This is a genomic window from Rhodococcus tibetensis, from assembly GCF_024438035.1.
In the GTDB taxonomy this organism is placed as follows: domain Bacteria; phylum Actinomycetota; class Actinomycetes; order Mycobacteriales; family Mycobacteriaceae; genus Rhodococcus_F; species Rhodococcus_F tibetensis.
Window position 1 is genome coordinate 119,959 of record NZ_JANFQF010000011.1, and the last position, 23,627, is coordinate 143,585.

22 protein-coding genes are annotated in these 23,627 nt (G+C 65.2%); 16 read left to right on the forward strand and 6 right to left on the reverse strand.

Going from position 1 to position 23,627, the window contains the following annotated elements; genetic code table 11:
* The first annotated feature begins 142 nt into the window (after positions 1 to 142).
* Positions 143 to 697 (forward strand): TetR/AcrR family transcriptional regulator, encoded by a 555-nt coding sequence (locus tag NOF53_RS15070; protein ID WP_374212616.1) that lies wholly within the window; start codon positions 143 to 145, stop codon positions 695 to 697.
* An 11-nt stretch (positions 698 to 708) separates the two neighbouring features.
* Here the strand turns inward: NOF53_RS15070 and NOF53_RS15075 are convergent, their stop codons facing one another.
* On the reverse strand, positions 709 to 1,380 hold the full coding sequence (locus NOF53_RS15075; RefSeq protein WP_255969891.1) for a TetR/AcrR family transcriptional regulator: 672 nt from the start codon (positions 1,378 to 1,380) through the stop codon (positions 709 to 711).
* A 145-nt stretch (positions 1,381 to 1,525) separates the two neighbouring features.
* Between NOF53_RS15075 and NOF53_RS15080 the strand changes: the two genes are divergently transcribed.
* From NOF53_RS15080 to NOF53_RS15125, 10 genes are all read left to right on the forward strand, one after another.
* Complete coding sequence (locus tag NOF53_RS15080; RefSeq protein ID WP_255969894.1) at positions 1,526 to 3,061, forward strand: flavin-containing monooxygenase; 1,536 nt, start codon at positions 1,526 to 1,528, stop codon at positions 3,059 to 3,061.
* Positions 3,058 to 3,972, forward strand: a complete 915-nt coding sequence (locus tag NOF53_RS15085; RefSeq protein ID WP_255969897.1) for a metal-dependent hydrolase — start codon at positions 3,058 to 3,060, stop codon at positions 3,970 to 3,972. The genes NOF53_RS15080 and NOF53_RS15085 overlap by 4 nt, the downstream gene beginning before the upstream one ends.
* Before the next feature lie 15 nt (positions 3,973 to 3,987).
* Positions 3,988 to 5,088, forward strand: coding sequence for a PDR/VanB family oxidoreductase (locus NOF53_RS15090; RefSeq protein ID WP_255969900.1), 1,101 nt, complete (start codon positions 3,988 to 3,990; stop codon positions 5,086 to 5,088).
* Positions 5,085 to 5,597, forward strand: coding sequence for an SRPBCC family protein (locus tag NOF53_RS15095; RefSeq protein ID WP_109326083.1), 513 nt, complete (start codon positions 5,085 to 5,087; stop codon positions 5,595 to 5,597). The genes NOF53_RS15090 and NOF53_RS15095 overlap by 4 nt, the downstream gene beginning before the upstream one ends.
* The gene (locus NOF53_RS15100) at positions 5,594 to 7,078 is read left to right on the forward strand and encodes an aldehyde dehydrogenase family protein (RefSeq protein ID WP_255969906.1); all 1,485 of its coding nucleotides are present in this window, start codon (positions 5,594 to 5,596) and stop codon (positions 7,076 to 7,078) included. The genes NOF53_RS15095 and NOF53_RS15100 overlap by 4 nt, the downstream gene beginning before the upstream one ends.
* Positions 7,079 to 7,080: 2 nt before the next feature.
* Positions 7,081 to 8,040 (forward strand): SDR family oxidoreductase, encoded by a 960-nt coding sequence (locus tag NOF53_RS15105; RefSeq protein ID WP_255969909.1) that lies wholly within the window; start codon positions 7,081 to 7,083, stop codon positions 8,038 to 8,040.
* On the forward strand, positions 8,037 to 9,884 hold the full coding sequence (fadD11, locus tag NOF53_RS15110) for a fatty acid--CoA ligase FadD11 (RefSeq protein ID WP_255969912.1): 1,848 nt from the start codon (positions 8,037 to 8,039) through the stop codon (positions 9,882 to 9,884). Before NOF53_RS15105 ends, fadD11 begins: the two co-directional genes overlap by 4 nt.
* 42 nt (positions 9,885 to 9,926) lie before the next feature.
* Positions 9,927 to 11,099 (forward strand): acyl-CoA dehydrogenase family protein, encoded by a 1,173-nt coding sequence (locus NOF53_RS15115; protein WP_255969915.1) that lies wholly within the window; start codon positions 9,927 to 9,929, stop codon positions 11,097 to 11,099.
* A gap of 283 nt (positions 11,100 to 11,382) precedes the next feature.
* Complete coding sequence (locus NOF53_RS15120) at positions 11,383 to 11,790, forward strand: pyridoxamine 5'-phosphate oxidase family protein (protein ID WP_255969918.1); 408 nt, start codon at positions 11,383 to 11,385, stop codon at positions 11,788 to 11,790.
* Between the two features lie 29 nt (positions 11,791 to 11,819).
* A complete protein-coding gene (locus NOF53_RS15125) occupies positions 11,820 to 12,896 on the forward strand; it encodes a S1C family serine protease (RefSeq protein WP_255969921.1) in 1,077 nt (358 codons plus the stop codon).
* Between the two features lie 3 nt (positions 12,897 to 12,899).
* Here NOF53_RS15125 and NOF53_RS15130 read toward each other — a convergent pair whose 3' ends face one another.
* The 3 genes from NOF53_RS15130 to NOF53_RS15140 form a co-directional block, all read right to left on the reverse strand.
* Positions 12,900 to 13,937, reverse strand: a complete 1,038-nt coding sequence (locus NOF53_RS15130) for an alpha/beta hydrolase (RefSeq protein ID WP_308213822.1) — start codon at positions 13,935 to 13,937, stop codon at positions 12,900 to 12,902.
* Between the two features lie 132 nt (positions 13,938 to 14,069).
* Positions 14,070 to 14,921: a PIN domain-containing protein gene (locus NOF53_RS15135; protein WP_255969927.1), complete on the reverse strand. Its 852-nt coding sequence runs from the start codon at positions 14,919 to 14,921 to the stop codon at positions 14,070 to 14,072.
* Positions 14,922 to 15,050: 129 nt separating this feature from the next.
* Positions 15,051 to 15,527, reverse strand: coding sequence for a GtrA family protein (locus tag NOF53_RS15140; RefSeq protein ID WP_308213823.1), 477 nt, complete (start codon positions 15,525 to 15,527; stop codon positions 15,051 to 15,053).
* 99 nt (positions 15,528 to 15,626) lie between these two features.
* Here NOF53_RS15140 and dprE1 point away from each other — a divergent pair, with 99 nt between their 5' ends.
* The 4 genes from dprE1 to NOF53_RS15160 all read left to right on the forward strand — a co-directional run bounded on the left by dprE1 (position 15,627) and on the right by NOF53_RS15160 (position 20,108).
* Complete coding sequence (gene dprE1 / locus NOF53_RS15145) at positions 15,627 to 17,060, forward strand: decaprenylphosphoryl-beta-D-ribose oxidase (RefSeq protein ID WP_255969930.1); 1,434 nt, start codon at positions 15,627 to 15,629, stop codon at positions 17,058 to 17,060.
* Positions 17,057 to 17,818 carry a decaprenylphospho-beta-D-erythro-pentofuranosid-2-ulose 2-reductase gene (dprE2, locus tag NOF53_RS15150; protein ID WP_255969933.1) on the forward strand — a complete coding sequence of 254 codons (762 nt, stop codon included), beginning with the start codon at positions 17,057 to 17,059 and terminating at the stop codon, positions 17,816 to 17,818. Before dprE1 ends, dprE2 begins: the two co-directional genes overlap by 4 nt.
* Before the next feature lie 11 nt (positions 17,819 to 17,829).
* The gene (locus NOF53_RS15155) at positions 17,830 to 19,722 is read left to right on the forward strand and encodes a galactan 5-O-arabinofuranosyltransferase (RefSeq protein WP_255969936.1); all 1,893 of its coding nucleotides are present in this window, start codon (positions 17,830 to 17,832) and stop codon (positions 19,720 to 19,722) included.
* Positions 19,723 to 19,832: 110 nt separating this feature from the next.
* Complete coding sequence (locus tag NOF53_RS15160; RefSeq protein ID WP_255969940.1) at positions 19,833 to 20,108, forward strand: hypothetical protein; 276 nt, start codon at positions 19,833 to 19,835, stop codon at positions 20,106 to 20,108.
* Here the strand turns inward: NOF53_RS15160 and NOF53_RS15165 are convergent.
* Positions 20,105 to 20,806, reverse strand: a complete 702-nt coding sequence (locus tag NOF53_RS15165) for an MspA family porin (protein WP_255969943.1) — start codon at positions 20,804 to 20,806, stop codon at positions 20,105 to 20,107. The two genes, NOF53_RS15160 and NOF53_RS15165, sit on opposite strands and share 4 nt — an antisense overlap.
* 214 nt (positions 20,807 to 21,020) lie before the next feature.
* Between NOF53_RS15165 and NOF53_RS15170 the strand changes: the two genes are divergently transcribed.
* Positions 21,021 to 22,829 carry a glycosyl transferase gene (locus tag NOF53_RS15170; RefSeq protein ID WP_255969946.1) on the forward strand — a complete coding sequence of 603 codons (1,809 nt, stop codon included), beginning with the start codon at positions 21,021 to 21,023 and terminating at the stop codon, positions 22,827 to 22,829.
* Here NOF53_RS15170 and map read toward each other — a convergent pair.
* On the reverse strand, positions 22,826 to 23,590 hold the full coding sequence (gene map / locus NOF53_RS15175) for a type I methionyl aminopeptidase (protein ID WP_255969949.1): 765 nt from the start codon (positions 23,588 to 23,590) through the stop codon (positions 22,826 to 22,828). The genes NOF53_RS15170 and map overlap by 4 nt on opposite strands.
* Between the last annotated feature and the right edge of the window lie 37 nt (positions 23,591 to 23,627).

Sequence of the window (23,627 nt, forward strand, 5' to 3'; positions counted from 1 at the left end):
GACTGTTTGGTAGAGGGTTCTGTGAATTCACGCGAGTGGAGTCGTTCGGCGCATCGCCCGTGCTACTACCATGGACGAGGTGACAGAAACGGGCGTGGCAGGCAGGCGCAGCAACAAGCGTGGCTTGGCAACCCGCGAGAGCATGCTCGATGCCGCCGTACGGTCGCTGGCGTCCGGTGATCCGGGCGCGGTCTCGGGCAACCGCATCGCCAAGGACATCGGCGCAACCTGGGGGACAGTCAAGTACCAGTTCGGCGACATCGACGGGTTGTGGGCCGCAGTGCTGCGCCACACCGCCGAGCGTCGGGGTGACATGCCCGCGAGTGCGCCGGCCACTGCCCCACTGCGAGAACGGGTACGGGCCATTATCGACAACATGTACGACGGGCTCGCCGGCAGCGATTCACGGGCGATCGAAACCCTCCGCGCCGCCTTGCCGCACGATCGCGAAGAGTTCGAACGGTTGTATCCGTCGACCGCAGCCGAGTTCGCGTCCTGGAGACAGGCCTGGCTCGACACCTGTCATCGCGCTTTCGCCGGTCTCGACGTGAATCCGGACCGCGTGACCGAGGTGGCTGCATTCATTCCCGGCGCGATGCGCGGCATCACCTCGGAGAAACAACTCGGCACGTACACCGATCTGGACCTTGCCAGGCGCGGGCTCACCAACGCGATAGTCGCCTACCTCGAGCCCTGATGCTGCTCGAACTACGGTGACCGTTCACCGGCTTCGAGCGGAGTGCTGTCGACATTGATCTGAGCCTCGATCACGAGCGAGACGTGCTCGACTATGCGCCGCTTGGAGATTCGCGAGCTTCCGGTGAGCCAGTGCTGGTACAGGAACGCCAGCGCACCGAAGATCGCGATCGAGTTGAGCGCAATGGTGAGGGAATCAGGTTCGGCGCTGTCGCTCAATATTTCCAGCGACGCGGCGATCGGGGCGGTGAACTCCTTGACCAGCTGCTCGCCGCGCTGAGCGAGTTCGGGGACGCTCTGGGACTCGACGAACATGATTCTTCCGCGGCGCCGATCGGTTGCGACGTAGTCGGTGAAGGACCGCACGACGTGCCTGATCAGCTCCCGCGGCTCCGCCGGAGCTGTCCCCAGCGCGGCGATCAAGGTGTCGCGGGCGCCGAGGACGACCCGATCCAGAACGGCGATCAGCAGTTCGTCCCTGTTCTTGAAGCTCTCGTAGAAGTACCTCTCGGTGAGACCCGCGCGGCGGCAGGTGGCGCGCATCGTCGTCGCGGCCGCACCCTCCGTGCCCATGATGTCCAGACCGGCCTCGATCAGCTGCTCATGACGTGCCGCACGGCGATCCTCGGGCTCCCGGCCCCGCCACTTCCGGGGCGCGCCGCGGGAGGTCTCGGTCTCGGTCATACCTACATCGTCTCATTGTCGTGCCTGCGCGACCCTCCGACAGAACACTGCAGGGCCTAATGTTGACATCATACGCTGTTGACATTGACTGATGTCACTTCTAGTGTCAGGCCATACGGCGGCATCGACGAGGAGGACGCCCCACATGGTCAGCGCTACACAACCGGTTGAATGTCCGGTCCACGACAGTCGCGAGAAGGTGCATGTACTCGTCATCGGCGCCGGGTTCGGCGGGCTCGGAACGGCGATGCAGCTGAAACAAGCCGGCATCGACGATTTCGTCGTGCTCGATCGGGCGAGTGAGGTTGGTGGAACCTGGCAGGTCAACACCTACCCCGGGGCCCAGTGCGATATCCCGTCGATCCTGTACTCGTTTTCGTTCGCGCCGAATCCGAACTGGACGAGGTTGTACCCGCTGCAGCCTGAAATCCACGACTATCTGCGCGCCTGCGCCGAGGACTTCGGGATAGTGCCGCATCTGCGTCTGAATTGCGAGGTGCAGGACGCGACCTGGGACGACGCCGCGCAGGTCTGGCACGTGACGACCGATCAGGGGAGCTGGGAAGCCAGAATTCTCGTGGGGGCCATGGGGCCCTTCAGTGAACCGGCAGTCCCGGACCTACCCGGACTCGACAGCTTCGAGGGCACGGTCTTCCACTCCGCGGCGTGGAATCACGAGCACGATCTGTCCGGTGACAGAGTTGCCGTCGTCGGAACCGGCGCGTCGGCAGTGCAGATCATTCCGCGAATCCAGCCGATCGCCGGATCGTTGACGGTGTTCCAGCGGACTCCGACGTGGATACTCCCCCATCCCGACCAGCCGATGACCGGATGGCCCCGGACACTGTTCGAGCGGATACCCCTCGTCCAACGGCTCGCACGGACCGGACTCGATCTGGTGCAGGAGGCGATGGTCCCGGGGTTCGTGTATCGGCCCGCACTGCTGAAAGGCCTCGCGAGCCTCGGCCGCGCGCACCTCAAACGGCAGATCCGAGACCCGGAACTGCGACGCAAGCTCACTCCCACGTATGCCTTCGGGTGTAAGCGTCCTACGTTCTCCAACGCCTACTATCCGGCACTGGCACAACCGAACGCCGCGGTGGTCACCGAGGGAATACGGGAAGTGCGACCGAACGGGATCGTGACCGTCGACGGCACTCTGCACGAACTCGACACGATCGTGATGGGCACCGGCTTCAGGCTGACCGACAATCCGGCGTTCGACGTGGTGCGCGGGCGGGACGGCCGCACGTTGGCCGAGGCCTGGAACGGCAATGCCCGGGCCTATCTCGGCACGACGATCAGCGGCTTTCCCAACTTCTTCATGCTGCTCGGCCCCAATTCCGTCACCTACACCTCCCAGGTGGTGACGATCGAGGCCCAGGTGAAATACATCCTGAGCGCTCTGCAGCAGATGGAAGCGCAGGGAATGGCAAGCATCGACGTCCGCCCGGAGGTGCAGCAGGCGTTCGTGGACGACGTGGACGAGCGTTTGCAGAAATCGGTGTGGAACGCCGGCGGCTGTGCCAGTTACTACCTGAGCGGTGAAGGCCGCAACTTCACCTTCTACCCGGGTTTCAACCGGAGTTTCCGTGCACGCACCCGGCGGGCGGACCTCGCCAAATACGTCACCCGACGAGCGGGAATCTCGTCTCAACCGACAGTGAGGACAGCAGGATGATGACCTTCCCCCGCATCGGACGGAAACCGGTGGTCGACCCCGCAGGCGCGCGCCGGTACACGGACGAATCCCACGCAATCACGGCTCGTGACGTCGAGTTCAGCTGGGAAGGAGTGCCTTTGCACTACATTCCCGGAGAGCCGATGGCAACGCACGTCATCAACTTCATGCACCTGGTCCTTCCCGAAGGGGAGCGTGCAATGTCCGCGACCCTGGCCGAGGCACTGCCCCTGATCGAGGACGAACGACTCCACGAGGAAGTAGTGGGCTTCGTCGGCCAGGAGGCGACCCACGCCGCCTCGCACAAGGGGGCACGCGAGCATCTCGCGGAGCTCGGCATGGACATTACGCCGATGTCGCGCAAGATGGACTGGCTCGTCGACCGGATCCTGGGTGATCGCGGGTTGTCGGGCCGCGCCAAACGGGCCTGGCTGTGCGAACGGTTGGGCCTGTTCGCCGCCATGGAGCACTACACCGCTGTCGTCGGCGAGTGGTTGCTGACCGACCCGGCCCTCGAGAAGGCGGGCATGCACCCGGTCATGCTCGACATGGTCCGGTGGCACGGCGCCGAAGAGGTCGAGCACCGCAATGTCGCTTTCGACGCCTTCATGTACGTGGACGGCAGCTATGCACGGCGGGTGCGCACGGCTCTGATCGCCAGTTTTACCCTCATCCTCCTGTTCCTGTCGTCGATGAACTACTTGTTCCGAGCGGACCCGTCCACCGAGAAGGGGCGCTTCTGGCCGCTGCAGTTGATCAGCGCGATCCGGCGCGGATTGGTGCCGAACCTCAAATTCTTGGTGACCGAGATTCCGCCATACCTGCGCCCCAGCTTCCACCCGTCGCAGATCGGCGACATGGATATCGCGATGCGCTACCTCGCACAGTCCCCCGCAGTCAACCGCTCCTAGCGAGAGAGACCACTCATGATGACGACCCACTCGGACGGGATCGACGACCCCGCCTCCGACCGAACTGAGTTCGAGCCCACTCGGGCGCTCCGGTTGGCGGCGCAGGCAACGGTCGCGTACCGGCACGTCTTCGCGGCGAGCCGTGCCGCATCGTGGCTGTCACGCCCGAATCCAGTACGCAACAACGGATTCGGCATGACCCTCACCATCGACGAGGTGAGGCAGGAGGCGGAGGACGTGGTCAGCCTCACCTTGACGTCGCCGGACGGAGGCACGTTGCCGTCCTGGATTCCGGGTGCTCACCTCGACGTCTTCCTGCCGTCGGGCCGGCAGCGTCAGTACTCGTTGTGCGGTGACCCCGACGATCTGTCGTCGTACCGCATCGCCGTCCGCCGCATCAACGGCGGCCTGGGCGGTTCGAAGGAGATCCACGAGACGCTCGAAGCCGGGGACCGCGTGCGCATACGCGGTCCGCGCAATGCCTTTCCGTTGGTGACTGCCGACTCGTATCTGTTCATCGCCGGCGGTATCGGAATCACACCGATCCTGCCGATGGTGAGAAAGTGTCACGAGCGGGGACAATCCTGGCGACTCGTGTATCTCGGCCGCTCGCGCACCACCATGCCGTTCCTCGACGAACTCGCGCGATACACCGGCCGTGTCGAAGTGAGACCGGACGACGAATCCGGCCCACCCGACATCACCGAGATCCTCACCACCGCGGAACCGGGTGCAGCCGTGTACCTGTGTGGACCGACACCGCTGATGACCCCTGCACGCGGTGTCATGCACACGCTCAACCCGACCGGCTCCCTGCACACCGAACGGTTTTCGGCATTGCCGGTGGTCGATGGGCACCGGTTCGACGTACGCCTCGCGAAACAGGGAACTACCGTATCGGTGGCCGAGGACGAAACCGCGCTGGCCGCGATACGCCGTGAAATCCCAGGGGTCGCCTACTCGTGTCAGCAGGGCTTCTGTGGCACCTGTCGAGTGCGGGTCCTCGCCGGAGACGTCGAACACCGCGACCGCATCCTGACGGACGCCGAGCGACAGGACTCGATGTTGATCTGCCTTTCTCGCTCAGCCGGCGGACCTCTGGTGATCGACCTATGACGCGCTGGTACCCGCTCGCGGCCGCAGACGACGAGTTCCTGAAGACCGCCAGATTCCGAATCGTGCACGTCGTCTACTTGTCGACGGACCCTGCACACGTGTGGAGTGTTCTCACCGCCCACGACGCATTGGTGTCCTGGTCGTCGCTCATCACCGCAAGCGACTGGACTTCACCTCGACCCTTCGGCATCGGCACCACAAGGACGGTGACACTCGGTCACGGTGCAGCGGCCCTGCGGGAACGCTTCTACCGCTGGGAAGAGGGCAGGCAGATCACCTTCACCGCCGAAAGCGCGTCCAGGCCCGGCTTCCGTCGGTTCGCCGAAGACATCACCCTCGACCCGCACCCGGACGGCACTCGGCTCACGTGGACTTTCGCGATGGAGACCACGCCCATGCTCACCCCGTTGATCGCGTGGTCCCAGCCGGTCCTCCGCCGCGTGACGCGTGGATGGGCGCGCGGCCTCGCCCACAAGGCACTCGACCATCCGAAGGGTGCATCTCGATGACCACCACCACGGCTGCAGATTCCACCTTCGATGTGATCAGTCCGGCAACGGGACGGGTTGTCGCCGTTCACCCCCTCGGTTCGGCACGCGACGTCGATGACGCCGTAGCCCGTGCGCGTGACGCCGCCGACTGGTGGACCTCACTGGGATTCGACGAACGGGCCCACAGGCTCGATGCCTGGCGTGGCATCATCGCCCGGCGGGCAACGGAACTCGCGGACCTCGTCCACATGGAAATGGGGAAGCCACGCGCAGACGCGATGCTCGAGATCGCGATGGCCTTGGAACACCTCGCGTGGGCGGCGAAGAACGCCGGCAAGGTACTTCGCCGGCGCACTGTCCGCTCGAGCGCGCTCACCCTCAACCAATCGGCCAGTGTCGAATACCTCCCCCTCGGGGTGGTCGGTGTGATCGGGCCGTGGAACTACCCGATCTTCACTCCGCTCGGGTCACTGTCGTTCGCCCTTGCAGCCGGGAACACAGTGGTCTACAAGCCGAGCGAGTACACCCCAGGCGTGGGGGTGTGGCTGGTCGAGGCCTTTACCGAAGCGGTGCCGGAACATCCCGTGTTGCAGGTCGTCACCGGCGACGGTTCCACGGGAGCTGCGCTGTGCCGATCCGGCGTGAACAAGATCGGATTTACCGGGTCCACCTCGACCGGCAAGAAAGTCATGGCCGTGTGCGCGGAAACGCTCACCCCCGTCCTTATGGAATGCGGCGGCAAGGACGCACTGATCGTCAACTCCGACGCGGACCTCGATTCTGCGGCTGATGCCGCTGTGTGGGGTGGGCTGTCCAATGCCGGACAGACCTGCCTCGGGGTCGAGCGGGTGTACGTGCACGACAGCATTTTCGACCAATTTCTCGACAGAATCGTCGCCCACGCGTCCCGCATTCGTGCGGGCTCGGACACGGATGCGCACATCGGCCCGATCACCATGCCCTCGCAGGTCGGCGTCGTCCGTCGCCACATCAACGATGCGATCGACAAGGGCGGGCGGGTGGTGCTCGGCGGGCCTGACGCGGTCGAGGGCCAGTTCGTGCAACCCACCATTCTCGTGGACGTGCCGGAGAACAGCGTCGCGGTAACCGAGGAAACCTTCGGCCCCACCCTGATCGTGTCGCGAGTTCGGAATATGGACGAGGCCGTGGAACGGGCCAACTCGAGCCGATATGGTTTGGGTCTCAGCGTCTTCTCACGCCGTCACGGCGAGGACATCGCGCGGAGGATTCGCACCGGTGCAGTCTCCGTCAATTCTTACGTTCTCTACGCGGCCGTTCCAGGTCTGCCCCTGGGCGGGGTCGACGATTCCGGATTCGGTCGCGTCCACGGCCCGGACGGCTTGAAGGAATTCACTTTTCCACGGGCCATGACCCGACAGCGCTTCCCTTCTGTTCTGCCGCTCACGACATTCCGGCGCACACGATGGGTGGACTCGCTCGTCCGCTTCCTCATCACACTGCTCCACGGAAGGAACTGACGATGGCGACCTTCAGGAAGCGATCGGCAGTCACCCGCACACTGCGTGACCTGGGACTGCCACTACCCGGCAAGGGGGCTGAATACGACGTCGCGGGCAAAGTCGTCCTGATCACCGGCGGCGGCGACGGCATCGGATTGGCCACAGCCCGCACACTGCACGCCCGCGGAGCAACAGTCGCATTGATCGACATCAACCGATCCGCCCTTACCGCAGCGGAATTCGTACTCGGAAGGCAACGCGTCTCGACTCTGGTCGCCGACGTCCGCGACCGGGACGGCATGAGTGCAGCCGTGGAGGAGGTGATCGAACGGACCGGACGGCTCGACGTGGTCATCGCGAACGCCGGAGTGACACCGCCCCCGGCCACTCTTCGCCGAATCGACCCCGCCGCCTTCGATCGGGTCATAGACATCAACCTCACCGGAGTATTCAATACCGTCCGTCCGGCCGTCGACGAAGTGATCGAACGGCGTGGCCACATCGTCGTGGTGTCGTCCGCGGCTGCGTTCGCTCCCGGACTCGCCGGTGCGTCGTACATGATCAGCAAGGCGGCCGTCGAGCAACTCGGCCGGGCTCTGCGCCTCGAACTCGCAGGCTATGGCGCCTCCGCCGGTGTCGCCTACTTCGGCATGGTGGACACCCAACTGGCTCGCGCAACGCTGGACGACGACGAGCTCGGTCGGAAACTCGATGCCCGCCTGCCGCGGCCGTTGCGGCGCCGTATCAGCGCCGAGGACGCCGCGACCGTCATTGCCGACGCCATCGCCCGACGCGCCGGACGCACCCTGGCGCCCGCGGCCTGGCAGCCCTGGGCGCTCGGGCGCGGACTCGTGAATGTCTTCGCAGACGGCTACCTCGCTGCCGACCACGACTGCCACGAGCTCATCCGTGAACTCGAGGCTCGACCTGCCACCTCAACCGCTCCCGGATCACCCCCCTCCACCAGGAAGATGCCATGACCCCGACTCGAGCTCCTATCACCTTGTGCGAGGCGTTTCAACGCGTCGCAGCCATCGAACCCGAATCGATCGCGCTCCGCACCGTGGGCGGCAGCGAAGTGCTCACCTGGCGGCAATATTCGGAACAGGTACGTGCAGTCGCGGTCGGATTCGCCGGGCTCGGCGTCGGGCGCGGTGACACCGTGGCACTCATGATGGGAAACCGTCTCGACTTCTATCCGGTGGACGTCGGCGCTCAGCACGTCGGTGCCACCTCGTTCTCGATCTACAACACTTCCCCGCCGGACGCCATCGCCTACGTACTCGGCAACGCGGGAGCGAAGGTGGTCGTGTGCGAGGCGCAGTACGTCGACCGGATCCGGGAATCCGGAGTGCAGCTCGAGCAGATCGTCGTAGTCGACGTCGACTCGGGCAACGCACGCGCCGGAACGATTTCGCTGGACGAGATGAAATCCCTCGTTCCCGCACACTTCGATTTCGACGCGACATGGCGAGCAGTGCAGCCGGACGACGTCGCCACGCTCATCTACACCTCGGGGACTACCGGACATCCCAAGGGCGTCGAATCGACACACGCCGCGTTACTGTTCGAGGCCAGCACAGTATGTTGCATCCTGCCAATCGAATTCGGAGACCGGATCACCTCGTTCATGCCGTCCGCGCACATCGCCGACCGGATGACCTGTCTCTACTTCCAAATGGTGTTCGGCACCGAAATCACCGTCGTCGGGGACGTTTCCCAGATCGCCGCCGCGCTACCCGATTGCCGACCCACCATTTGGGGTGCAGTCCCACGCGTCTGGGAAAAGCTGCAAATAGCAGTAGAACGGGCGGTAGCCGACGAGCCACACGAAACCAGGCGTCAAGGGCTGCAGTGGGGGCTCGATGTGGGCGTCCGCCGCTTCGCCGAGCTCCGCGCCGGCCGACCCGTACCCGCAGAACTCGAGGCGGAATTCGTACGCGCAGAATCGCGAGTCCTGGCGCCGCTGCGGGCGCAACTCGGATTCGACGCCCTGAAGTGGGCCGTATCCGGCGCGGCCCCCATCCCCGCCGACACCCTGGCATTCTTCGGCGCGCTCGGTCTGAACATCTCGGAAATCTGGGGCATGTCGGAATTGACGTGCATCGCGAGCGCCGCTCCTGCGGACCCCACCAAACTGGGAACGGTCGGCAAAATCGTTCCCGGCATGGACATGCGGATCGCCGACGACGGCGAGCTGCTCGTCCGCGGCCCGCTGGTCATGAAGGGGTACCGCGGCGAGCCCGAGAAAACGGCGGAGGCAGTCGACGCTGACGGATGGCTGTCCACGGGAGACATCGTGACCGTCGACGACGACGGATTCCTCACCATCATCGATCGTAAGAAAGAGTTGATCATCAACTCTTCGGGCAAGAATATGTCACCAGCCGGGATCGAGAACGCGATCAAGGCCCAGTCCTCGCTCGTCGGTAACGTTTCCACCATCGGTGATGCCCGACCGTACAACACCGCACTGATCGCGTTGGACCCCGACGCGGCAGCACGATATGCGGCTCAGCTGGATGTACAGGCGGATGCCGCGACTCTGGCAGCACACCCCGCTGTTGTCGCCGTGGTCGCCGAAGCTGTCGCCGCAGGAAATGCCCGCCTCTCGCGGGTCGAGCAGATCAAGAAGTTCACTATCCTTCCCTCTTTCTGGGAGCCCGGCAGTGACGAATTGACCCTCACCATGAAGCTGCGCCGCAAACCCATCGCCGCGAAATACGCTGCCGAGATCGAGAATCTCTACGCCCAGCCGGCACCCGAGGGTGTCCACGAAGCCGCGCTCCGTCGCGCCGACACGGCGCCCGCAGTCGCAGGCTGACAGCACCTTTTGCGAACCCGACCCTGCTGACGAAAGAACACGATGACCACCACACACTCGGCGTCGACACTGACGGACTCCGCCTGGATCGACGAGGATCTCGCCGCCGTAGCCGAACTCGCGCGCAACTTCTTCGCCAAGGAGGTGACTCCCCACCAACAGCGCTTTGCCAAGCAGGGATTCCCCGACAAGGACACCTACCGAACGCTCGGCGAACTCGGCCTGTCGGGCATGTCCATTCCCACCGAATACGGCGGAGGTGGTGGCACGTTCGCGCACGATGCGGTCCTCTTCCACGAACAGGTGATGGCCGGGGACCACTCGCTTCAGCTGGGCGTCCACTCGGGGATCGTTCCGCACTACCTGAACGCGTACGGAACCGACGAACAGAAATCACGGTGGCTTCCCCGGCTCACCAGCGGTGAGTGGGTGGGTGCGATAGCCATGACCGAACCCGGCACCGGATCGGACCTGCAGAGCATCACTACCAGAGCTGTGCGGGACGGCGACGACTACCTCGTAACCGGCGCAAAAACCTTTATCTCCAACGGGTACAACTGCGACCTCGTCATCATCGCCGCCAAGACCGATACCACCCTCGGCGCGAAGGGTGTGTCGCTGATCGTCGCCGAAGTCGACAACGCCACGCCCGGATTCACACGTGGGCGGATCTTCGACAAGGTCGGGCAAAAGGGGCAGGACACCACCGAACTGTTCTTCGACGGTCTCCGGGTGCCTGCCGAGAACCTACTCGGCGAATCCGAGGGTGCGGGCTTCGGCCAGCTGATGCAGCAACTCCCGCAGGAACGTCTGATCTGCGGTGTTGCCGCAGTCGCTGCGATCGAACGTGCCGTCGCCCTCACCGTCGAGTACGCAAAGTCCCGCACGATGTTCGGCAAGACCCTCTTCGACCTGCAGAACACCCGCTTCGAACTGGCCGAGTGCGCCGCAATCGCCCGGGTGTCGCGCACCTTCATCGACGACTGCATCGCCAAACATCTCCGCGGCGAACTCGACGTCACCACAGCCGCGATGGCTAAATACTGGCTCACCGACCAACAGTGCTCCGTGATCGACCGCTGCGTTCAGCTTTTCGGGGGCTACGGTTACATCCTCGAATACCCCATCGCGCAGATGTACGCCGACGCCCGGATCCAACGCATCTACGCCGGATCCAACGAGGTCATGAAGGAACTCATTTCCCGGACGCTCTAGGCGCTCCGCGCCCGTGCGCCTTTCTGGTAGTCCCGGCTACCAGAAAAGGCGCACGGGGCCGAAGGGCGAATCGGAGGAGCGTGAGAATCGGCAGCTGGGACAGCTCATGGAACAACCGGCGAGAACACTCCGATGCTCGCCAATCTCGACCGTCGAGGCACCCCGGTAGTACTCCTCAGCCGGGGATCGCGAATCCACCGTTGCCGGTCCGCGGGTGGGCGCGGGGTCGTTCGGGGTATCTTTCGCACTGAGACGTCAGTGCACCACCCGACGAGAGGTCACCATGCCGAAACCTCCCCTCCCGCAGGAGGCCGCCGAGATGTTCGCGCGGCCCAATTACGCCACCATCACCGCCGTCCGGCCGGACGGGCAGCCCGTCTCGGTGGCCACCTGGTACCTCTACGAGGACGGGAAAGTGCTGGTCAACATGGATGCGGGACGTAAACGGCTCGACTACCTGCGGCACGATCCCCGCGTGAGTCTCACTGCAATGGACCCGCAGGACTGGATCACCCACGTCAGCGTCCAGGGCCGGGTAGTGAAGTTGGTCGACGACGAGAATCTCGTCGACATCGACCGCATTGCCACGCACTACACCGGCAACCCGTACCCCGTCCGCGACCGCGCCCGGGTCAGCGCCTGGATCGACATCGACACCTGGCACGGTTGGGGATCCCTGAAACAGTCGTGAGCCGCACCCCTCGACGGAGGTAGCCGGGCATGCCGAGCTCCCGCGCCGCATCGGTCGTCGCCGTGGCAGTGGCGGTGGTCGGCGGTTTTCTCCTGAACCCGCCCCCGGTTCGGGAGGCGGACGTGCCCGCGGTGACCGTGGCTCAGCCGGCCGCCCCTGCCCCGCCACCGCCGAACGTTCTCACGCCCGAGGAGATCGAGGCACGCGTCGTACCGGTTCTCGTCACACTCGTCGCGGATTCGGGGCTTGTCGATACCGCAGGGACCGGCATCGTGCTGACTCCGGACGGCGTCGTCGTCACGAATCACCATGTGATCGACGGTGCACTCGACATCAACGCGGTCAACCTCGCCAACGGTGCGGAATACGTGGTGGATGTCCTGGGTTACGACAGCTCGCACGACATCGCGGTGCTCCAACTGCAAGGCGCCCATTCGCTGCCCACGGCAACGCTGGCGACGTCACCCACCATACGGATCGGTGATCCCGTGACTGCTGTGGGCAACGCCGAAGGCAACGGACATCCGGTGCCGGCAAGGGGCTTCGTCACCGAACTGGGCCGGTCGATCACCGCGAGAAGCTCGACGGACGGTTCCCGGAATCGGTTGAGCGGGTTGATCGAAGTGGACGCCGAAGTGCGCCCGGGCGACTCCGGCGGCCCCCTCGTCGACACCACCGCCACCGTGATCGGGGTCAACACCGCGGGCAACGCCGACTCCGATCCGTCGACACCTCCGCCAGCGCAGCCACGTTCGTATGCCGTCCCCATCGCCACCGCGATGGCCATCGTCGATCAAGTGCGTTCCGGCAGAACGTCGTCCACCGTGCACGTCGGCGACACACCGCTTCTCGGCATCAACGTCACGAACAACGAGCGGGGCGCGGAAGTGCTGTGGGTCGGCATCGGGACCCCGGCGGACCACGCCGGGCTCGAGATCGGGAACGTGATCACCGATTTCGATGGAACACCCGTCCGCTCGTCGACCGAGCTCAGCGAGCGCATGATCGCGAAACACCCCGGGGACACGGTGTCGGTGCGCTGGCTCGACGACCTCGGTCAGTCGAGGGCCGCCACCATCGTCCTCGACGAGGGCCCGCCGCGATAACCGTCATGCCGTGGCGCCGTTAACCATCCCGTCGTCACGCCGGACACGGACCGCGACGAACCTCGCGATACGCCGCAGCACCGCACGGCTTTCCGGCAACCCCGGCCAGAGCGCCGGAAAGGCATGAACTTGTCCGTCCCAGATCTGCAACGTGGTATCCACCCCCGCGGCGCTGAGCCGGTGCGCCATCAGCTCTGAATCCGGGCGCAGCACTTCGCCTTCCGCTGCGATCAACAGTGCCGGCGGCAGTCCCGCGAGATCGCCGTTCACCGGCGACAGCGCGGGGTCGAGTACGCCGTCGACCGCGGCTCCGAGCTTCCCGATGGTCACCAGAACCTCGATCGGCGCGAACACGTCCTTGGCCGCGTTGACGTGCACCGACTTCTCCGCACAATCGAGATCGAGCAACGGGGACAACCCGACCAGCCCGGCAGGTAGGTCGACGCCCTCCTCACGAGCTTTCAGTGCGGTCGCGAACACCAGGAATCCGCCTGCGGAGTCACCGGCGAATACCGTCCCGTCTGCGCGGGCCCCGTTTTCGAGCAACCACTTGTATGCCGTCAGGCAGTCGTCGACCGAACCACTGATATTCGTGTCGGGCAACTGCCGGTAGCCCACGTGCATCACCGGCAGTCCGGTGAGTTTCGCGATCGTCGCCACCACCGGCCGATGCGTGTTCAGACCACAACACAGGAATCCGCCACCGTGAAGGTAGAGGATGGCGCCCTCGCTCAGGTCCGGGGAGACCCCGGGAGCGCGGACGACCTCGGCGTCGAAGCCGGGCAGTCGAACTTTCTGGCGGCGAATGCCGGACGCCGGTCGCATTCCCGCGGCGAGGTCGAGCAGTGCCGCGCGGCGGATGGCGGACTCGTTGATCGGGGCCATCCGGACCACAGGGCGGAGAAACCATCGACATGCCTGGTAGAGGAGCTGGGATTCGATGCTAGGTCCGGCGAGTCTGGCACCGGGACGATACTGCACCGTCGGTTTCCCGATCCGTTGATTCGCAGATGACTGGCGGTCGTTCGGCACAAAGTCCATGCCTGCTCCCTCGTCGCCGACGCTCGTCTTCGTTGACGGCGTCTCCTCCACGGTAGAAGTACCGGGTGTCACATTTGTTGCTCTTCGGCGCATCGGCATCGAGTCGTGACCAGGAGCGTAAGAACTGGACTACTAGCCGAAATCGACGTCGTCGAGTTCCTCGACGACGGTCACGCGCCGTGTGCGCCCCCCGATAATCTTCCCGATGCCGCGGCGGCCACCGTTGTCCACTCTTCCGGAAGGCGGAATGCGCTGGGGAGCGGCGCGTGGGCGCGGCACGGTGACCGGCGGGAGGCTGTGCACCACTGGCTGCACAGGCGGGGACACTGGACTCTCGACGCCGGCGGGTTCCGCGACCGGCGCGGGCGCCGGGTCACGCCGGTCCGCGCCGTGGAGGTCCACGTCGGCCAGGCTGGTGGCCCACCACACACGTCCGTCCAGCCGGCGCTCCCGCAGTTCCGCGGCAATCTCGTCGTGCCATACCGAGGGTTCGCCGGCCCCGAAGGATCGGGAGTTCGCACTGACCCACACGACGCCATCCGGATGACGATCGGCCAGATCCAGGACCGTCAGCCAGTTCACCGTCGCCGCGTATCCGTCGTACCTCTTCTTCTCCCGGTAGGGACGTCGGCGCTGGACGGCGCGCTGGGCGATCTCCACGTGCGAGCACCCCACCGGCTCGACCACCTCGACGCCGATCTTCTCCAATTCGCGGGCAAGGGCGACCACATACCCACCGGCCTTTGCACGGGCCACATCGACGAAGAGCGACAGGTCATCCCGCAGTCCCAGCCGGTCGTACATCCTGGCCTGGACGGTGAGCGCTTCGATCATCGCCGCCGATTCCCGCTGGTAGCGGTCGGCGATTTCGATGAGGACGAGACGGGGAACCGCAACCCGGACACCCCGGTCCACGGCCGTGCGCACGAAGGTCTCGAAACGAGAATCTCGCGTGACCGCCGATGTATCGAGAACGATGAGCATTGCCCGATTGTGCAGGAGAAACCCACCCGCTCAGCCGCTGTCGCCGGGTCGTTATGCAATCTCGATCATTACGAAAGCAGCTGCGAGGCCGCCCCTACAGTAGCCGCGCTCCCTACCACCCCGCGGCGATCAGCGGATCTTGAATATCACTGCGCGCTGAACGATGAAGTTGATGACCGTCGCCGTCCCCTGCGCGATGACGAACGCCACCGGCAACCGCCACCACTCGTCGGGGAACGCCTGATACATGACCCAGTTGAGACCCACCTGCACCGCGAAGGTCACCGCGTAGAGAATGACGACCGCGACGAAACGGGCACGGCTCGGTTCCGCTTTGAACGTCCACCGCCGGTTGATCAGATACGCCGTGGTGGTACCTGCGATGAAGCTGATCGACTTGGCCGCGTTCAAGGGCATTCCCACCAGCTCGAGCAGCAGCCAGTACAGGCCGAAGTCGACGATCGCCGACAACCCGCCGGTCAGCACGAACCGCACGATCTGCGTCTTGAGGTCCAGTGCGTCATCCGCGATGTTCTCGGTGACGGGAATCTCGACCGGGAGGGGAACGTGATGTTCGTGCTCGTGACTCGGCTGGGTTTCTGACACGACGACGAGAGTAACCACCCGTGCGTACCTGTTCACCGCCCACCGTTGACAAGTACGCACAGGGCCGGTGGGTCCTACCGCCAGGTAGCCTCTATCTCGATGTCCACGACAGCAGAAGAGACGCCCACCCAGGCGCTCCCCACACAGACCCGCACCCTCACCGGCTGGGGACGCACCGCGCCCACCACGGCGCAGGTGCTGTCCACTCCCGACGTGGAAGTGATCGCGAATGCGGTCGCCCAGGTCGCGGAGAAGAACGAGTCGAAGCCCGCTCACCTGCAGCGCGGGGTGATCGCCCGCGGCCTCGGCCGCTCGTACGGCGACCCCGCACAGAATGCCGGCGGCCTGGTCATCGACATGAATGCGCTGAACCGCATTCACCGCATCGACCGCGACACCCATCTGGTGGACGTCGATGCCGGCGTCAACCTGGACCAGCTGATGAAGGCAGCCCTGCCGTTCGGTCTGTGGGTCCCCGTGCTGCCGGGCACGCGCCAGGTCACCATCGGCGGGGCCATCGGCTCCGACATCCACGGAAAGAACCATCACAGCGCGGGCAGCTTCGGCAACCACGTGGTGTCGCTGGATCTGCTCACCGCCGACGGTCAGGTGCGCAAGCTGACGCCGAAGGGCGGTCGCAACGACCCCAAGGGTGCGCTGTTCTGGGCAACGATCGGCGGCATGGGCCTCACGGGCATCATCCTCAGGGCCACCATCAAGATGACGCCCACCGAGACGGCGTACTTCATCGCCGACGGCGACGTCACGAACAGCCTCGACGAGACCATCGCCCTGCACAGCGACGGCAGCGAGGCCAACTACGAGTACTCGAGCGCGTGGTTCGACGCCATTGCCGCGCCGCCCAAGCTCGGCCGCGCCGCGATCTCCCGTGGCTCCCTGGCCAAGCTCGACCAACTGCCGACGAAATTGCAGAAGAACCCGCTGGCATTCGACGCACCGCAGCTGATGACGTTCCCCGACATCTTCCCGAACGGGCTGGCCAACAAGTTCAACTTCTCGCTGATCGGCGAGCTGTGGTTCCGCAAGTCCGGGACGTACCGCGGCAAGGTCCAGAACTTGACGCAGTTCTATCACCCGCTCGACATGTTCGGCGAGTGGAACCGTGCGTACGGTTCTCACGGTTTCCTGCAGTACCAGTTCGTGGTGCCGCCGGAGGCAGTCGACGAGTTCAAGGCGATCATCCGCGACATCCAGAAGTCGGGACATCACTCGTTCCTCAACGTCTTCAAACTGTTCGGTGAGGGCAACCAGGCGCCGCTGAGCTTCCCGATCCCCGGCTGGAACATCTGCGTCGACTTCCGGATCAAGCCGGGCTTGAACGAGTTCGTCACCGAACTCGACAAGCGCGTACTGAAGTTCGGTGGACGCCTCTACACCGCCAAGGACTCGCGGACCACCGCCGAGACCTTCCACTCCATGTACCCCCGGATCGACGAGTGGATCGCCACCCGCCGCAAGTACGACCCCACCAATGTCTTCTCCTCCGATATGTCCAGAAGGTTGGAACTGTGATCAACGCCGTCGGGAACCCGCAAACCCTCCTGCTCCTCGGTGGCACCTCCGAGATCGGTCTCGCCATCTGCGAGGAGTACCTGAAGAAGGCTCCGATGCGGGTGATCCTCGCGGCACTCCCCGGCGACCCCGGCCGAGACGCCGCGGTGGCGCAGCTGAAGGCTGCCGGAGCCAACGCTGTCGACGTCATCGACTTCGACGCTGTCGACACCGAGAGCCACCCGAAGGTGATCGACGAAGCGTGGGCGCAAGGTGACGTCGACGTCGCCATCGTCGCGTTCGGTCTCCTCGGCGACGCCGAGGAACTGTGGCAGAACCAGCGCAAGGCCGTTCAGATCGCCGAGGTCAACTACACGGCAGCGGTGTCGGTGGGCGTCCTGGTGGGCGAGAAGATGAAGGCGCAGGGCTACGGCCAGATCATCGCGATGTCCACGGTGGCGGGCGAGCGCGTCCGCCGGTCGAACTTCGTGTACGGGTCCACCAAGGCCGGACTCGACGGCTTCTACCTCGGACTCGGTGAGGCGTTGCGCGAGTTCGGCCCCCGTGTTCTCGTGATCCGTCCGGGTCAGGTCCGCACCCGGATGTCGGCGGACGTAAAGGAAGCTCCGCTCACCGTGAACAAGGAAGACGTGGCCAAGCTCGCCGTCGCGTCCGCGGAAAAGGGCAAGGAGCTGGTCTGGGCGCCGGGCGCCTTCCGGTACGTGATGATGATCCTGCGGCACATCCCGCGCCCCATCTTCAAGAAGCTGCCCATCTAAGCTCCCTCCCCGTGACGGAAGCACGCGTAGCCCCCGCCCGACGGGCCCTGTCGACCGCCGCCGAGATGTTCCTGGCGGCGGTCGTCGCCGCAGTGGTTGCCGCGGCGGGGCTCTTCGCGTTCGCGCGGGTGCAGTGGCCGGCATTCAGTTCGTCCAACGTGACGCAGGCCGTCACCACCGTCGGTCAGGTGCTGGCCGTCGTCGGTATCGCGGTGTCGGTGCTGCTCGTACGCCGCCTCCAGGCGGTGCGGTTCGCAAAGGTGCTGTCGTGGGCGAGCCTGTCCGGGTTCGTGACGGTGACGCTCGGCCTCCCGCTCGCGGCAACCCGGCTGTACCTCCACGGCGTGTCCGTCGACCAGGAATTTCGCACCGAATACCTGACCAGGCTCACCGACTCCCCCGCGCTGCGCGACATGACGTACGCGGACCTGCCGCCGTACTACCCGGCGGGCTGGTTCTGGGTGGGTGGACGCGTCGCAGATCTCCTCGGTATGGACGGCTGGGAGGCGTTCAAGCCTTACGCCATCGGGTCGCTGGCCGTGGCGGCCGTGGCGGCACTCGTGTTGTGGAGCAACCTGATCCGGCACGATCTGGCGATAATCGTCTCGCTCGCGACCGCGGCACTGGTGGTGGCATACGGTTCACCCGAGCCCTACGGGGCCGTCATCACACTCTTGATCGGCCCGGCCCTCGTCCTGGCCTGGGGTGGCCTGCACCGGGTTTCCGGGCGCGGCGGCTGGGGCGCGGTGATCGGCACCGGACTCTTCCTCGGTCTCGCCGCCACCTTCTACACGCTCTACCTCGGTCTTGCCGCCTTCGCGGTGACTGTGCTCGCCCTACTCGCTGCCGCGCTCCGGGTTCGGTCGGAGAAGACGTGGCGGGGGGCGATCGATCCGCTTCTCCGGTTGGTCGTGGCCGCTGCGGTGTCCGCAATGGTTGCCCTCCTGGTCTGGCTTCCGTATCTCCTCGCGGTGATCCAAGGCTCGCCCGCGGCCTCGGGCACTGCGCTGCACTACCTGCCCGAGGCGGGGGCGCGTCTCCCGCTGCCGATGATCCACTTCTCGCTGACCGGTGCGTTGTGCCTGCTGGGCACTATCTGGCTGGTGGGCCGCGCATCGACGTCGCGTCGCGCGCAGGCGCTCGGTGTCGGGGTGGTGGCCATCTACGTGTGGACGATGATGTCGATGGCGCTCACCGCTCTCGGCAACACACTTCTGTCGTTCCGGCTCGAACCGGTGTTGATCGTCCTGCTCGGTGCGGCAGGGGTGTTCGGATTCGTCGAGTTCGCGGGCTGGCTCCTGCTGGCCACGAGTGACAATCCCCGAGTCCGCGGCGCGGTCCTGGTGATCGGCCTGCTCGGCGGTTTCTCTTTCGTCCAGAACATCCCCAAGCACCTCGATTCCGACATCGCCGTCGCCTACACCGACACCGATGGCAACGGTGAACGCGCAGACAAACGTCCGCCCGGCGCGGCCGCGCACTTCGCCGCAGTGGACGAACTCGTCCAAGACCAGATCCCGCGTGAACGTGATGACACGGTGGTCCTGACCGCCGACACCACCTTCCTCAGCTTCTACCCGTACCTCGGGTTCCAGGCACTGACGTCTCACTATTCGAACCCGTTGGCCGACTTCGCCGGACGCGCACAGGCCATTGCCGCCTGGAGTGAACTCGAAACACCCGATCAGTTGGTGTCGGCCCTCGACGAATCGCCGTGGCGCTCCCCGGACGCATTCGTATTCCGCCAGGGCCCCGACGGGTACACCCTGCGGCTCGCCGAGGACGTCTACCCCAACGACCCGAATGTTCGCCGCTACACGGTCACGTTCTCGAAGGAACTGTTCGACGACCCCCGGTTCACCGTGTCCGAAACCGGTCCCTTCGTGGTGGTCACACGAAACTGATCGGTTCGGTCACGTTTGACCGGGCGTGCGGGAGGGAACTCCGCACCCAGTCCAGGAGCGGGGCCACCCCGCCTCTCGAGGGGAATGCCAGGTTGTGGCGAGGAGCGGTCATGCCCGATGCAGGAAGGCCGCCACGCGACCGATCCGGTGCCGAAGAATATGCGCTCGGCACCGTGGGTGGCGAGGTAGCGGTCCATGCCGGACTCGCGTTGACGATCGGGGCCGTCGTGGGTGTCTACGTGGGGCACTGGGCGGTGTTCGTGCTCGCACTGTTCGGAGTGTCGTTGTGGATTATCAGCGGAATGATCGTCCAGGCCGTACGACAGAGGCCGCCGGACGTCAGTCCGGCGGCCTCCGACAGCCACCCGCTCAGGCGTGCCGCCTAGTTGAGCTTCTGTGGCACACCGTAAGTCATCACCGAGTCACCGTTCGCGGTGGTCGCCATTGCATACGGCCGGATGGTGACCGGTCCGATAGCACCGGAGATGAAACCGTGCATACCCTGCATTCGCACGAGCGCCGAAGGTCCGTCGAACTCCTGGCCTTCGAGGAACGGGACGGTGGTGATGCCGCCGGGCTCCAGGTCGATGTCGAGTTCCTGCGACGGGATGATGGAGCCGCCGATGCCGGCGGCCGTACCGGCATTCAGTCCGAGTTCCAGGTCGGGAACCAGCCCGAGATCGATTCCGTTGCTCGACTCGAGGAACCAGTCGAGATTCGGTGTATTGAGGACGATCGTCGCACCGGCCAGAGCGACCGGATAGCCGATCTGATAGCCGAGGGTGAGCTGCGTGTCTTCGAACTCCGCGGCGTTCGGCCCGGTGATATTCACCGCGGCGTATCCGTCGTGGAAGAACTCGACCGATGTCGGCACGCCGTCCAGCGGGGGAACAGTGTGATACGAGGTATCACCCTGAAGAACTTCGATGCGATTTCCTCCGGCGTCGACGACGGAGCTGGAATTGTCGACACCTGCCGAGGCAGTCCCATTGCCCATGACCATGCCGAGCACTGCAATTCCTGCGACAGCCACTGCGCGCGTGAAACGTTTGTACCCATACCGAGATGTGGTGATGTCCGTCATGCCGACCCCATTCAGAGTGCACTGCAACCGATACGAAAAAGCAAGCTGAGCGTAACCACAGGAAGCGAACAATATCCCCGTATTGATCAGAAGTTCACAAATGAACTTCCTGTGACATGGGCAACATACCTGCCGTCACGCCACGAGTACCCCATCAGACCCTCCGGTACCCTCGGGCGATCGACATCGACCGGATAATCGAAGGCGCGACTGCGTGACTGAGATACTCACCGACGCCGGAACGCCGCAGCGGGCCGGAAGCACCACCGAGACCGCCCGCGCCCTACGCTCACGCCTCCGGTTCCGTCCCCACCCGGCCGATGTCGCCGCGGTCGCATTCTTCGTCTGCCTGGCGGTGTTCGTGCTGGTTCGTCAGTGGAAGCATCTCGGGACCGGCTACCTCATCCGCAGTGGGCAGGACCAAACCATGTGGGAGTGGTTCTTCGCCGTCGCTGCCCGCTCGGTGGTGCGCCTGGAGAACCCGCTGTCGAGCGACCTTCAGAACTATCCCCTCGGCGTGAACCTCATGGGGAACACGGCGATGTTCGGCATCAGCATCCCGCTGGCACCGGTCACCCTCTTGTTCGGTCCCGGTGTCACGTTCACTCTCGCTCTCACGCTGGGACTTTCCGGCACGGCCATCGCCTGGTACTGGGTATTCTCCCGGCACGTCGTCGCCTCGCGGTTCGCGGCAGCCGTCGGCGGTGTCGTCTGCGGATTCGCCCCCGCTCTCATCTCCCACAGCAACGGGCATCCCAACTTCGTCGCCCTGTTCCTGCTTCCATTCATCGCGCTCGGCGTGATCCGGCTCGGCAGTGGAGCTCGTCCGGTACGGGACGGCATCGTGCTCGGACTGCTGATCGCGTACCAGATCCTCCTCGGCGAAGAACCACTCCTGATCTACGCACTGGCCTTCGTGGTTTTCGGGCTTGCCTTCGCAGCGACGCGCCCCCGCGCCGCTGCGGTATCGGTAAGGAAGAGCGTCAAGGGATTCGCGATCGCCGGCGGTGTCGCCCTTTCCCTCGCCGCGCTGCCGCTGTGGTGGCAGTTCTTCGGTCCGGACAGTTACCGCGCGCTCGAGCACGGTCCGGTCGGCAACGACACCGAAGCGTTCACCGGGTTTCCCACGTCCTCGCTGGCAGGAGCCCCCGGATCAGCCGAGTTCAGCATGAACGCGACCGAGGAGAACGCGTACTTCGGCTGGCCGCTGCTGATTCTTCTCACGCTGTCGGGACTGTGGTTGTGGCGGATGCCGCTGGCGCGGGCGGCTACCGTGACCGTGGCGGCGATGGGCGTCTTGTCGCTGGGGTCCTCCCTGACCGTCGGGGGAACGGATACCGGAATTCCGCTGCCCTGGAAATTTGTATCGCATCTTCCCCTGCTCGAATCCGTTCTGGAGTCGCGCTTCGCCATGGGCTGCCTCCCGGCTGCAGCGCTCCTCCTCGCACTCGGCACCGACCGCGCCCTCGCGTCCGCTCGGGCCGGGGAGCGCACCACCACGCTGCTGTGGATCGGCTGGCTCGCCGTCGCCCTGATTCCGCTGGCACCCACACCTCTCGCTGTCGTGCAGCGGGACACCGCGCCCGACTTCTTCGCCGAAGGCACCTGGAAGCAGTACGTCACGGACGGATCGGTGGTAACCGTGCCGCTCCCGTCACCGGAGAATGCGCGCATGCTGCGCTGGCAGACCGAGCAGGACCTCGCCTTCCCCATCGCCGGGGGATATTTCGTCGGCCCGGCCGGCAGCGAGGCGAAGGGAAAGTACGGACCGGACGACCGGCCGACCGCGCTGCTGTTGAAATCGGTGCAGAATTCCGGTGAGGTGCCAGACATCGACGAGCAGACGCGAAATCAGGCGTTGGCGGACCTACGCTTCTGGAACGCCGACGTCCTCGTACTCCCCCACACGCGCAACGATCGCGTCCTGCGTGAGACGGTCCGCCTGCTCATAGGCGAGCCGGCGACGCCAGTGGACGGCGTCTGGGTGTGGGACGTCCGAGCCCTGACACCCGAAAGCGGCTAGCGCGTCAGCACTTCCGGCCCGTCCTCGCCTATCGCCACAGTGTGCTCGCTGTGTGCGGCGCGGGCTCCCGTCAGGGTGCGCAGGGTCCATCCGTCGGCATCGTGTCGATAGTCGTCGCTGCCGTCCGCAATGAGCATCGGTTCGATCGCCAGGACCATTCCCGGTCGCAACAACGGGCCCTTACCCGCGCGGCCCTCGTTGGGCACGTGCGGATCTTCGTGCATCTGCCTGCCGATGCCATGTCCGCCGTGATCGGCGAGTATCCCGTAGCCCGCTCCGCGCGCATACAATCCGATGGCCGCACCGATGTCGCCCAACCGATTTCCGGGACGGGCGGCCGCAATCCCGTGAGCCAGCGCAGCTTCGGTGGCCGCAACGAGTGCGATGTCCGCCAGGTCCGCCGTGCCCACGATGAAACTGATGGCGGCGTCACCACACCATCCGGCAAGCCGGGCCCCGCAATCGATGCTGACCAGATCGCCGGGCCGGAGTCGATACGGCCCCGGAATGCCGTGGACCACAGCATCATTCACACTGGTGCAGAGAGAGCCGGGGAAAGCGGACGGTGCCCAACTCGGGTGATAGTTGCGGAACAGCGGCACTGCTCCCGACTCGAGGATCAGATCGGTGGCCAGGGCGTCGAGGTCGAGCAGGCTCACCCCCACCGCAGCCGCCTCACGCACCGCGGCCAGTGTCGCAGCAACCACCTGCCCCGCCGCGCGCATCGCCTGCACTTCGGCTGCTGTCTTCAGCTCGACCACGACCCACCCTTACCTGTTTCCAATTTTTATACCGGTA